The organism is Streptomyces sp. NPDC020845, assembly GCF_044334165.1.
Taxonomy (GTDB): Bacteria; Actinomycetota; Actinomycetes; order Streptomycetales; family Streptomycetaceae; genus Streptomyces.
Genome location: NZ_JBIRSJ010000003.1, coordinates 325464 through 337798 on the forward strand (window position 1 = coordinate 325464; position 12335 = coordinate 337798).

Here is a 12335-nt window from a genome sequence, read left to right on the forward strand (position 1 = left end):
CCTGCACCCCCGCCCCCTCACCTGCGTATCAGCGCAGGAAGGCCGCCGCGACCCCGGCGTCGACCGGGATGTGCAGACCGGTGGTGTGCGTCAGGTCGCCCCCGGTGAGCGCGAAGACCGCGTTCGCCACGTGCTCGGGCAGGACCTCGCGCTTGAGCAGGGTGCGCTGGGCGTAGAACTTGCCCAGCTCGTCTTCGGGGATGCCGTACGTGGCCGCGCGTTGCGCGCCCCAGCCGCCCGCGAAGATTCCTGAGCCTTGGACTACTCCGTCGGGATTCACCCCGTTGACCCGGATGCCGTGTGCGCCCAGTTCGGCTGCCAGGAGACGTACTTGGTGGGCCTGGTCGGCCTTGGTGGCGGAGTAGGCGATGTTGTTCGGGCCCGCGAAGACCGAGTTCTTGGAGGCGATGTAGATGATGTCGCCCCCCATGTTCTGGTCGATCATGACCCGGGCCGCCTCGCGGGAGGAGAGGAAACTGCCGCGCGCCATGATGTCGTGCTGGAGGTCCCAGTCCTTGGCGGTGGTTTCGAGGAGGGGCTTGGAGATGGAGATCCCCGCGTTGTTGACGAGGAGGTCGACGCCGCCGAAGGCCAGGACCGCTTGATCGAAGGCTGTTTTGATCTGGTCTTCGGAGGTGATGTCGACCGTGACGGGGACGGCCTTGTCGGGGCCGCCCAGCTCGGCTGCTACGGCTGCGGCGTTCTCCGCGTTGATGTCCGCGACGACGACGCAGGCGCCCTCGGCCACCAGGCGGTTCGCGATGGCCTTGCCGATGCCCGAGCCCGCGCCGGTGACCAGGGCGATACGGGTGGCCAGCGGCTTGGGCTTCGGCATCCGCTGAAGCTTGGCCTCCTCCAGCGCCCAGTACTCGATGCGGAACTTCTCCGACTCCTCGATGGGGGAGTACGTGGACACGGCCTCGGCGCCGCGCATCACGTTGATCGCGTTGACGTAGAACTCGCCCGCCACCCGGGCCGTCTGCTTGTCCTTGCCGTAGCTGAACATTCCGACACCCGGGATGAGCACGATCGCCGGGTCGGCGCCGCGCATCGCGGGGGAGTCGGGGGTGGCGTGCCGCTCGTAGTACGCCTGGTAGTCGGTGCGGTATGCGGTGTGCAGCTCCTTGAGACGGGCGATCGCCTCGTCGAGCGGGGCCGTGGGCGGCAGGTCGAGGACCAGCGGGCGGACCTTCGTACGGAGGAAGTGGTCCGGGCAGGAGGTGCCGAGCGCGGCCAGACGCGGGTGTTCGGCGCGGGAGACGAAGTCGAGGACGGCGTCGGAGTCGTTGTAGTGGCCGACCTGTGGGCGGTCCGTGGAAGCGAGGCCACGGAGGACGGGGGCCAGCGCGGCGGCGCGGGCCCGGCGTTCGGCCTCGGGGAGCGGTTCGTGACCGGGGACGACGGGGCCGAAGGGGTCCGCCTTGCCGCGGTCGGCGAGGAACTGCTCGGCGGTGCGGATGATACGGAGCGAGTTGGCCTCGCACTCGTCGGAGGTGTCACCCCAGGCGGTGATGCCGTGGCCGCCCAGAATGCAGCCGATCGCCTCGGGGTTGGCCTTCTTGATGGCAGCGATGTCAAGACCGAGCTGGAACCCGGGCCGGCGCCAGGGAACCCATACGACCTGGTTGCCGAAACACTCCTTGGTCAGCGCCTCACCGTCGGCGGCGCATGCGAGCGCGATGCCGGAGTCGGGGTGCAGATGGTCGACATGGGCGGCGTTGACCAGGCCGTGCATGGCGGTGTCGATGGACGGCGCGGCGCCGCCCTTCCCATGCAGGCAGAAGTCGAACGCGGCAACCATCTCGTCCTCGCGCTCAACCCCTGGGTAGACCGCGGTCAGCGCCCGCAACCGGTCCAGCCGCAGCGCGGCGAGACCGGCCTCGGTGAGTGTGCCCAAGTCCCCTCCGGACCCCTTCACCCACATCAGCTCCACGTCCTGCCCTGTGACGGGGTCGGTCGCGGTGCCCTTGGCGGAGGTGTTCCCGCCCGCGTAGTTGGTGTTCCGGGGATCGGCTCCGAGGCGATGTGATCGCTCGAGCAGGGTGGCCGCTTCGGGGTGCGGTTCTGCGGTCATGTTCTTCCTTCTTCGTGTGTTGGTGAAGTCGGCCAATCCATCGCACGGGCCCATTCCGGGGTGGGGATGGGCCCGTACGGTTCCGCCTTGCCCTCCGGGGCTGCGGGGCGGTGGCGCGTGCGCGTCCGTCGGCGGGTCGGTGCGCCTCGGCGGCGGCTGCCCGGTCGGGGGCGTGCTGCCCGCTGCGCGGCCTGGCCAAGCCCGGGCCCGCTCCCGGCGGCCGCGAAACGGAGCCTCCGCGTCCGCCGGCTGGTTGGCGCGCCCCGGCCGTGGCCCGGCCGAGGCCGTGCTGCCGCCCATGGCCGAAGCCCGTTCCCGGCGGATGCCAGGCGGAGCCCCACTGCCTCCGCCCCACCGAGCTGGTGCGCCCGAGTCGCGGGCGCCTGGTTGGGGTTGTGCTGCCCACCTGCTGCCAGGCCCCCGCTGCGGGGCGTGGCCAAGCCCGGGCCCGCTCCCGGCGGCCGCGAGGCGGAGCCTCGCCGTCCCTGCCCCACCCGGCGGGCTCGCCCCGCCCCGGGGGTGTCCGTCGGCTGGTTTGCGCGCCCCGGCCGTGGGCCCGGCCGAGGCGGTGCTGCCGGCCACCGCCGGGGCCCGTTTCCGGTCCGCCGGTACGGGGCTCCTGGTGGGGCCCAGTTCCTGCCCGGGGCGAGGGCCTGGGTGGGTCGGGCAAGCCGGCAGCTTGCTCCGGTCCGGCCGGGACAGCGGGTCGTTTCCGGATGGCGCGGGGCGTGTCCGTCGGCACTCCGGGCGCGAGGCCCGCCCGGCCACGGCAAGTTGGCTGAGGCCGCGCTCGCTGTCCCAGCGCGTTGCGGGGAGTGGGCAGCCCGGCCCTGTCCCGGCCCTCCGGGAGGGCGGGCCGCCACTCCGTCGCCGTGGCGTGGCCTCGGCTCGGCACTGACTCCTCCCGGTGGTAGCTGGTTGCTTTGGCCAACAAGTGCCGGGTGCCCAGCCCGGCCCCGTCCGCCCAAGTTCCGCGCAGCGGGCCGACAGGGCGTGGGGCGGAGCCCCCGGGCGCGCCGGGCGGGGTGCCCGACCCCCACCCCACCGTCGTCGCACGCCCCGGCCATGGGCTCTCCAAGCCGTAGCCGAGCAGCCGGAGGCCCGGGGCGTAGCCCCGAGCCCGGGGACCGCGGGGCGGAGCTCCGGAAGCACGCCGCGCCGCGCGGCGGAGCCGCGGCGGCGTTGCGACAGCCCCGCCGGAGGCGCTACGCGCCCCAGCCCGCCTGCGTGCCACCCACTCGCTCCGCGACGATCTTCTCCGCCCACCCGGAGGCCTTGTACGCCGCCATCGGATCGGGGTCGATCCCCAGTTCCTCGCGGACTTCGGCCAGCAGCGGCCGTACGTCGGTGTTGTACGCGTCCATCAGGACCGCGTTGGAGCCGAGGACGTCGCCCGATGTCTGCGCGGCGGACAGCGCGTCGCGGTCGACCAGCAGGGCCTTTGCCGTCGCCTCCTGGACGTTCATGACCGAGCGGATGATCGCCGGGATCTTCGGCTCGATGTTGTGGCACTGGTCCAGCATGAACGCGATGCCCGAGCCCAGGCCGCCGCCGCGGATCACCTCGTACATGATCCGGAAGAGCTGGAAGGGGTCGGCCGCGCCGACCATGAGGTCGTCGTCCGCGTAGAAGCGGGAGTTGAAGTCGAACGCGCCGAGCTTCCCCTCCCGGAGCAGCAGCGCGACGATGAACTCGATGTTCGTGCCGGGCGCGTGGTGGCCGGTGTCGACGCAGACGTGGGCTTTGGGGCCGAGTTTGAGGCAGTGGGCGTAGGCGGTGCCCCAGTCGGGGACGTCGGTGGTGTAGAAGGCGGGCTCGAAGAACTTGTACTCCAGCAGCAGCCGTTGGTCGTCGCCCAGCCGCTCGTAGACGGCCTGCAAGGCCTCGGCGAGCCGGTCCTGGCGGGCGGCGATGTCGTCCTGGCCGGGGTAGTTGGTGCCGTCGGAGAACCAGAGTTTGAGGTCGCGGGAGCCCATGGCGTCCATGATGTCGACGCATTCCAGGAGGTGGGCGAGCGCCTTGCCGCGGATTTCGGGGTCGGGGTTGGTGACCGAGCCGAGTTTGTAGTCGTCGTCCTGGAAGACGTTGGAGTTGATGGCGCCGAGCTTCAGCCCGCGCTCCTCCGCGTGCTTGGCGAGCGCCGCGTAGTCGTCGACCTTGTCCCAGGGGATGTGCAGGGCGACGGTGGGGGCCACCCCGGTGAAGGCGTGCACTTGGGCGGCGTCGTCGAGCTTTTCCTGCGGGGTGCGCGGGACACCGGGCTGGGCGAAGACCTTGAAGCGGGTTCCAGAGTTGCCGTACGCCCATGACGGCGTCTCGACGGCCTGGGTCTTGAGGGCCGCCTTCACGGCCGAAAGGTCAGACATACGTCTCCTCGAGGGCAACTGTGGCAACTACGGCTATGAAACGATTCAACAGACGCTAGCCGTGTGGATGGCCGGGCGTCAAGAAGCGGTGCGGCCCCAGGCCCGGGGTCGCTGACGTGGAAAAACGATTCAATGTCGAAGCTACTGGACCGTAGGTCCACCGCGACCGGCGCGTCAAGGGGGACGGCAACGACTTGATTTACCTGGCGCATACCCCCTTGACGGTGGCAAATCGCCGGGTTAGCTTCCCGCCACCGACTTTGAAACATTTCATTTTCCCTCGGCCTGAAGGCCGCTCTTGCAAGGAAGCAAGGAGACACCGACACCGTGAGCCAGGCTGATTCGACCGGAGTTCCGGTCCTCGCCCTCAAGGGGGTGAACAAATCCTTCGGCGCCGTCCGGGCCCTGCGGGACGTCTCCCTCGAGCTGTTCCCGGGTGAGGCACACGCCCTCGCCGGCGAGAACGGCGCCGGTAAGTCGACGCTCATCAAGACGCTCGCCGGGGTCCACCGCCCCGACGCCGGGCAGGTGCTGCTCGACGGCGAACCGGTGGTCTTCCACGGCCCCGCCAACGCCCGTGACGTGGGCATCGCCGTCATCTACCAGGAGCCGACGCTCTTCCCCGACCTGTCGATCGCGGAGAACATCTTCATGGGCCGCCAGCCCCGGCGGGGGCTCGGCCGGATCGACCACAAGGCGGTGCGCAGCGCGACCGCCGCGCTGATGGGGCGGCTCGGGGTGGCCCTGGACCCCGACCGGCCCGCTCGTGGGCTGTCCATCGCCGACCAGCAGATCGTGGAGATCGCCAAGGCGCTGTCCTTCGACGCCCGGGTGCTGATCATGGACGAGCCGACCGCCGCCCTCACCGGCAGCGAGACCGCCCGGCTGTTCTCGGTCGTCGAGGCGCTGCGCGCCGAGGGCGCGGCCGTGCTGTTCATCTCGCACCGGCTGGAGGAGATCTTCCGGCTCTGCCAGCGGGTGACCACGTTGCGGGACGGCCGCTGGGTGGCCTCCGAGCCGCTGGCGGGCCTGACCGAGGACGACCTGGTGCGCCGGATGGTGGGCCGGGACCTGGACGAGCTGTATCCCAAGCAGGACACGCGGGTCGGCGAGACGGCGCTGTCGGTGCACCGGCTGACCCGCGAGGGCGTGTTCCGGGATGTGTCCTTCGAGGTGCGCCGGGGCGAGATCGTCGCGCTGGCCGGGCTGGTCGGCGCGGGCCGCACCGAGGTGGCGCAGGCCGTGTTCGGCGTGGACCGGGCGGACGCGGGCGAGGTACGGGTGGCGGGCACGCCGCTGCGCCCCGGCTCGCCGAACGCCGCGATGGCCGCCGGGCTCGCGCTCGTACCCGAGGACCGGCGCCAGCGCGGCCTGGTGATGGAGATGTCCATCGAGCGGAACATCGGCCTCACCGGACTGGACCGGATTCGCAGCGGAGGGCTCGTCAAACGGGCCCTGGAGCGCGGCCGGGCCACCGACTGGGCCACCCGGCTGCAGCTCAAGTACGGCAAGCTGAGCGACCACGTCGGCGTGTTGTCCGGCGGCAACCAGCAGAAGGTCGTACTCGCCAAGTGGCTGGCCACCGACCCGGCGGTGCTCATCGTCGACGAGCCGACACGTGGCATCGACGTCGGCACCAAGGCCGAGGTGCACCGGCTGCTGTCGTCGCTGGCCGCCGAAGGGCTCGCGGTGCTGATGGTCTCCTCCGATCTGCCCGAGGTGCTGGGCATGGCCGACCGGGTCCTGGTGATGCACGAGGGCCGCCTGGTCGCGGAGATCCCGCGCGCCGAGGCCACCGAGGAGTCCGTCATGGCGGCCGCGACCGGCCGTACCGGCAAGGGAAGGGCTGCGGCATGACGGCCACCATCGAGAAACCCACGGCGCAGGCCGAGGCGGGCCGCTCCGCGCGCTCGCTGGTCGACACCGTCTTCCGGGCCCGCGAGATCAGCATCGCCGGGGCCCTGGTGCTCCTGGTGCTCTTCACCTGGATCGCCGAGCCCCGCTTCCTCAACGACCAGGGCATCAAGGACCTGTTGCTCAACGCCGCGATCCTGGTGCTGCTCGCGGTGGGGCAGTCCGTGGTCGTGGTCACCCGGAACATCGACCTGTCGGTGGGCTCCGTGGTGGGGCTCTCCGCCTTCGCCTGCGGCAAGTTCGTGTCCGGTACGGACCACGGCCCGCTGCTGGTGGCCCTGCTCGGCATCGCGGTCGGCATGGCCTGCGGCCTGGTCAGCGGCGCGCTGGTCAGCTTCGGCAAGGTGCCCGCGCTGGTGGTGACGCTCGGGATGCTCTACATCATCCAGGGCATCGACTACTGGTGGGCCGAGGGCGAGCAGATCAACGCCGCCGATGTGCCGCAGTCCGTACTGGACCTGGGCAGCGGCAGCGTTCTGGGCATCCCGTATCTGCCGCTGATCTCCTTCGCCGTGCTGGCGGTGACCGCGTACTTCCTGCGCTCCTACCGCAGCGGCCGTGAGCTGTACGCCATCGGCTCCAGCCCGGAGGCCGCCCGGCTGGCCGGGGTGCCGATCCGCCGCCGGGTGCTGGGCGCGTACGTCTTCTCCGGCGCCGTCGCCGGTTTCGCGGGCTCGCTGTGGCTGGCCCGCTTCGGCACCGTCGTCGCGGACAACGCGCACGGCTGGGAGCTGACCGTGGTCAGCGCGGTCGTGGTCGGCGGTGTCGCCATCGTCGGCGGCGTCGGCACGGTGTGGGGCGCGGCGCTGGGCGCGCTGCTGCTCACCACCATCGGCAGCGCCCTGTCCGTGCTGAAGGTCGACTCCTTCTGGGAGGACGCCATCGCCGGCGCCCTGTTGCTGGCGGCGATCAGCGTGGACCGGATCGTCAATGTGCGCATGACCCGTGCGCTGAGGAAGAGGAGCGCCCGATGAGCCCGCTGCGCGGAGCGCTGCGCTGGGACACCGCGGTCGGCGTGCTGCTGGTGGCGGTCTTCGTCACGGGCCTGGGCACCACCGACGGCTTCGCGAGCCGCGACAACCTGGCCTTCGCCTTCAACGACATCGCCGAGGTGGCGCTGATGGCGCTGCCCATGACGCTGCTGGTGGTGGCGGGGCAGGTGGATCTGTCGGTGGCCTCGATGCTGGGGCTGAGCAGCGCCCTCACCGGGCAGCTGTGGGACTCCGGCTGGGCGTTCGAGACGATCGTGCCCGTGGTGCTGCTGGTCGGCGTGGCCGGCGGTCTGCTCAACGGCTGGCTGGTCACCAAGGTCGGGCTGCCCTCGCTCGCCGTCACCATCGGCACGCTCGCCCTCTACCGGGGTCTTGCCTCCGTGGTGCTCGGCTCCAACGCCATCACCGACTTCCCCGAGACCTACGCCAAGTGGGCGGTGGACACCACCACCATCCCCGGCACCTTCATCACCTATCCGGTGGCGCTGTTCATCGTGCTGGCCGTCGTGGCCGCGGTGGTGCTCCACGCCACGGGCCTGGGCCGGTCGCTGTTCGCCATCGGCGCCCAGGAGGACGCCGCGTACTTCGCCGGTATCCGCGTCAAGCGCATCAAGCTCCTCCTGTTCGTGGTCACCGGGCTGGTGTCCGCCTTCGCGGGCGTGGTGTTCACCCTCCGCTACGGCAGCGCCCGCGCCGACAACGGCCAGGGCTTCGAGATGCTGGTCATCGCCTCCGTCCTGCTCGGCGGCATCGACTTCGACGGCGGAAAGGGCACCCTCTTCGGCGCGGTCGCCGGAGTGCTGCTCATCGGCATCCTGAAGAACCTGCTGACCCTCAACGACGTCGCCAACGAGGTCCAGGTGATCGTCACCGGGCTGCTGCTGGTGGCCTCCGTCCTCACCCCCCGGCTGATCTCCACCGTCAGCGAATGGCGCCACCGCAGAGCCGCTGCCACCCCCTCCAGCTGACAGCTGACGCGTCGCCGCACCACGTCCCACTTCCCTGCTTCCCCGCTTCCCCGAAAGGTCTCTCCATGTTCCTCCGCACGTCCTCCCGGCGCCGCGCCGCGGCCTCCGTCGCCGCGGCCTGTGCCCTGGCCGTCACCCTCGCGGGTTGCGGCGGCACCACCAAGAAGGACTCCTCAGACAACGGCGGCGACGTCAAGGCCACAGATGCGAAGGCCAACCCCGACGCCCCGCTGAAGAAGGGGCTCAAGCTCGCCTTCCTGCCCAAGCAGATCAACAACCCGTACGAGAAGATCGTCGACGACGCGGGCATCGAGGCGGCCGGGGAGTTCGGCGGCAAGGGCAAGGAGGTCGGCCCCTCCGACGCCAGCGCCTCCTCCCAGGTGTCGTACATCAACACCCTCATCCAGCAGCGGCAGGACGCCATCCTCATCGCCGCCAACGACCCCAACGCGGTGTGCGGCCCGCTCAAGCAGGCCATGAAGAAGGACATCAAGGTCGTCGCGTACGACTCCGACACGGCCAAGGAATGCCGCCAGCTGTTCATCAACCAGGCCAGCTCGGAGGAGATCGGCCGCAGCCAGGTCCAGCACATCGCCGAACAGCTCGACTACAAGGGCGAGATCGCCATTCTCTCGGCCACTCAGAACGCGACCAACCAGAACACCTGGATCGAGTTCATGAAGGACGAGCTGAAGAAGCCCAAGTACAAGAACATGAAGCTGGTCAAGACGGCCTACGGGGACGACGACGACCAGAAGTCCTTCCAGGAGACCCAGGGCCTGCTCAAGGCCTACCCGAACCTGAAGGGCATCATCTCGCCCACTACGGTCGGCATCGCGGCCGCCGCCCGCTACATCAGCGCCTCCTCGTACAAGGGCAAGGTCGTCATCAACGGCCTCGGCACGCCCAACCAGATGCGCAAGTACGTCAAGGACGGCACGGTCGAGCAGTTCTCCCTGTGGGACCCGAAGAAGCTCGGCTACCTCGGCTCCTACGCGGCGGCGGCGCTGGCGTCCGGGCAGATCACCGGTGCGGAGGGGGAGAAGTTCAAGGCCGGCAAGCTCGGCGAGTACACGATCGGCAAGGACGGCGAGGTCATCCTCGGCCCGCCCACCGTCTTCAACAAGGACAACATCGACGACTTCGACTTCTGAGACGGCCCGGCATGCAGCGCGTCTGCTTTCTGCTGAAGGTCCGCCAGGACCGGCTCGAGGAATACCGTGAGCGTCACGCGGCCGTCTGGCCCGACATGCTCGACGCCCTCTCCGCCACCGGCTGGCACAACTACTCGCTCTTCCTGCGCGAGGACGGCCTGCTCGTCGGCTACCTGGAGACGGAGGACTTCGCGGCGGCCCAGGCGGCCATGGCGGAGACGGACGTCAATGCCAGGTGGCAGGCGGAGATGGCGGAGTTCTTCGAGGCGCTGGACGGCGCGAAGCCGGATGAGGCGATGAAGCCGCTGACGGAGGTCTTCCACCTCGCGTAGCCGTGGGGCGGGGCGGGGAAACACCCCGCCCCGCCTCCCCAGCCAGATACCAGCCAGAGAGATGAGAGAGCCGCCATGTCCGAACGTCTCCCCGCCGTCGCCCGCAAACCGAAGATCGGGCTGGTCGCGGGCGGACTCGGGGCGTACTGGCCCCAGTTCCCCGATCTGCTGCCGCAGCTGCGCCGCTCCGCGGCCCGGGTGACCGAGCGTATGCGGGAGTTCGACGCCGAGGTCGTCGATGTGGGCTTCATCTCCGACGCCCAGGAGGGCGCGGTGGCCGCCGAGAAGCTTCGCGCGGCGGACTGCGATCTGATCGTCGGCTTTCTCACCACCTATATGACCGCCACCATGCTGGTGCCCATCGCCCAGCGCAGCGGTGCCCCCGTGCTGCTGATCAACCTCCAGCCCACCGAGGCCATGGACCACGCGTCGTTCGACACCGGCGCCTGGCTCGCCTACTGCGGCGCATGTCCGCTGCCCGAGATGGCGAACGCCTTCGAGCGGGTCGGTGTCCCCTTCCGCTCGGTGTCCGGATATCTGGAGGACCAGCGGGCCTGGGACCGTATCGGCCGCTGGATCCGGGCCGCCGGGGTGCGGTCCGTGCTGCGCCACGGCCGCCACGGGCTGATGGGACACCTCTACCCGGGGATGTACGACGTGTCCACCGACCTCACGATGGTCACCGGCAACCTCGGCGGCCATGTCGAGGTCCTGGAGTTCGACGATCTGCGGGTTCGGGTCCAGCAGGTCAAGGACGACGAGGTGGCGGCGAAGCTGGCCGAGACCCGTGAGGTGTTCGAGCTCGCCGACTCCGTCGTCGAGGAGGATCTGGCCTGGGCGGCGCGTGTGTCCGTGGGCCTGGACCGGCTGGTGGCCGACTTCGACCTGGACTCGCTCGCGTACTACCACCGGGGCCTGGACGGGGAGATCCACGAGAAGCTGGGCGCGGGCATGATCCTCGGCTCGTCGCTGCTCACCGCGCGCGGCGTCCCGGCGGCCGGCGAGTACGAGTTGCGCACCTCGCTGGCCATGCTGATCTGCGACCGGTTCGGCGCGGGCGGCTCCTTCACGGAGCTGCAGGCGCTCAACTTCCGGGACGCGGTGGTCGAGATGGGCCACGACGGGCCCGGCCACCTCGCCATCAGCGAGCGCAGGCCGCTGCTGCGCGGACTCGGTGTCTATCACGGCAAACGCGGCTGGGGGGTGTCGGTCGAGTTCGATGTGCGACACGGCCCGGTCACCCTCGTCGGGCTCGGCCAGACCCGGGACGGCCGCTACAAGATCGTCGCCTCCGAGGGCGAGGTGGTCGGCGGCCCGCTGCTGAAGATCGGCAACACCACCTCCCGTGTCGACTTCGGCTGCGACCCGGGGGAGTGGACCGACGCCTGGAGCGCGAGCGGGGTCGCCCACCACTGGGCGCTGGCCACCGGCCAACTGCTGCCCGAGCTGCGCGCCCTCGCCGACCTCACCGGTCTGGAGCTTGTGGAAGTCGCGGCTTGATGGCACGGCCGGTGGGCATCAAGGAGGTGGCCCGCCAGGCCGGGGTCTCCGTCGGCACGGTCTCCAACGTCATCAACCGTCCGGAGTCGGTGTCGGAGGAGACCCGGGCCCGGGTGCTCGCCACCATCGAGCGGCTTGGGTATGTGCGCAGCGAGTCGGCGCGGCAGTTGCGGGCGGGTCGTAGCCGGATTATTTCGTTGCTGGTGCTGGACATGGCGAATCCGTTCTTTGTGGATGTGGCCAGTGGCGCGGAGCGGGCGGCGCGTGAGGCGGGGCTCGGGGTGATGGTGTGCAACAGCGCGCAGAGCCCCGACGAGGAGGCCGAGTATCTGGCGCTCTTCTCCGAGCAGCGGGTACGCGGCGTCCTGGTCACCCCCGCCGATATCAGCGGGCGCAACCTGGAGTCGTTCCGGCGCCACGGCATCCCGTTCGTCTTCGTCGACCGGGTGGTGCCCAGCGCGGAGGGCTGCTCGGTCTCGGTCGACGATGTCACCGGCGGCACACTGGCCGCCCGCCACCTCCTCGACCAGGGCCACCGCTCCATCGCGTATGTCAGCGGCCCCATGCAGCTGGCCCAGTGCCACGACCGCCGCACCGGCGCGGTGCGCGCCCTGCGGGAGGCGGGCCTGGACGATGACGCGCTGCGCCATGTCGAGGTCGAGCGGCTGGATGTGGCGGCGGGGCGGGACGCGGGGGCGCGGCTGCTGGGGATGTCGCCGCGGCCGACGGCCGTCTTCTGCGCCAACGACCTTTTGGCGCTGGGGGTGTTGCAGGCGCTGTACGGGGCGGGGGTGTCGGTGCCGGGGGATGTGGCGCTGGTGGGCTACGACGACATCGAGTTCGCGGCGGCGGCCGCGGTGCCGCTGACGTCCGTACGGCAGCCGGCGTTCCGGATGGGGCGTACGGCGGCGGAGCTGCTGATCGAGGAGACGGGGGAGGCGGCCGGCGCCCACCGGCATCAGCGGATCGTGCTCCAGCCCGAGCTCGTGGTCCGCGGATCGAGCCTGGCGCGGCTGCGCTGAGCCCATTGACAGC

9 protein-coding genes are annotated in these 12335 nt (G+C 70.6%); 7 read left to right on the top strand and 2 right to left on the bottom strand.

Annotation, left to right across the window (positions count from 1 at the left end; translation table 11 throughout):
* Window positions 1-28: 28 nt before the first annotated feature.
* Together ACH4U7_RS08765 and rhaI are read right to left on the bottom strand one after the other, a co-directional pair.
* The gene (locus ACH4U7_RS08765; RefSeq protein ID WP_398527250.1) at window positions 29-2074 is read right to left on the bottom strand and encodes a bifunctional aldolase/short-chain dehydrogenase; all 2046 of its coding nucleotides are present in this window, start codon (window positions 2072-2074) and stop codon (window positions 29-31) included.
* 1205 nt (window positions 2075-3279) lie between these two features.
* A complete protein-coding gene (gene rhaI / locus ACH4U7_RS08770) occupies window positions 3280-4440 on the bottom strand; it encodes an L-rhamnose isomerase (protein ID WP_398527251.1) in 1161 nt (386 codons plus the stop codon).
* Window positions 4441-4767: 327 nt separating this feature from the next.
* On the opposite strand from rhaI, the gene ACH4U7_RS08775 reads away from it, so the two are divergent.
* The 7 genes from ACH4U7_RS08775 to ACH4U7_RS08805 all read left to right on the top strand — a co-directional run bounded on the left by ACH4U7_RS08775 (window position 4768) and on the right by ACH4U7_RS08805 (window position 12322).
* The gene (locus ACH4U7_RS08775) at window positions 4768-6297 is read left to right on the top strand and encodes a sugar ABC transporter ATP-binding protein (protein ID WP_398527252.1); all 1530 of its coding nucleotides are present in this window, start codon (window positions 4768-4770) and stop codon (window positions 6295-6297) included.
* Window positions 6294-7328, top strand: a complete 1035-nt coding sequence (locus ACH4U7_RS08780) for an ABC transporter permease (protein WP_398527253.1) — start codon at window positions 6294-6296, stop codon at window positions 7326-7328. The genes ACH4U7_RS08775 and ACH4U7_RS08780 overlap by 4 nt, the downstream gene beginning before the upstream one ends.
* Entirely contained in the window at window positions 7325-8314 is a 990-nt protein-coding gene (locus ACH4U7_RS08785) for an ABC transporter permease (protein ID WP_385625872.1), read from the top strand. The genes ACH4U7_RS08780 and ACH4U7_RS08785 overlap by 4 nt, the downstream gene beginning before the upstream one ends.
* A 65-nt stretch (window positions 8315-8379) precedes the next feature.
* Window positions 8380-9468, top strand: coding sequence for a rhamnose ABC transporter substrate-binding protein (gene rhaS, locus ACH4U7_RS08790; protein WP_398527254.1), 1089 nt, complete (start codon window positions 8380-8382; stop codon window positions 9466-9468).
* A gap of 11 nt (window positions 9469-9479) precedes the next feature.
* Window positions 9480-9800 (top strand): L-rhamnose mutarotase, encoded by a 321-nt coding sequence (locus ACH4U7_RS08795; RefSeq protein WP_398527255.1) that lies wholly within the window; start codon window positions 9480-9482, stop codon window positions 9798-9800.
* A gap of 75 nt (window positions 9801-9875) precedes the next feature.
* Entirely contained in the window at window positions 9876-11300 is a 1425-nt protein-coding gene (locus ACH4U7_RS08800; protein ID WP_398527256.1) for an arabinose isomerase, read from the top strand.
* A complete protein-coding gene (locus ACH4U7_RS08805) occupies window positions 11300-12322 on the top strand; it encodes a LacI family DNA-binding transcriptional regulator (RefSeq protein ID WP_398527257.1) in 1023 nt (340 codons plus the stop codon). The genes ACH4U7_RS08800 and ACH4U7_RS08805 overlap by 1 nt, the downstream gene beginning before the upstream one ends.
* Window positions 12323-12335: the final 13 nt, after the last annotated feature.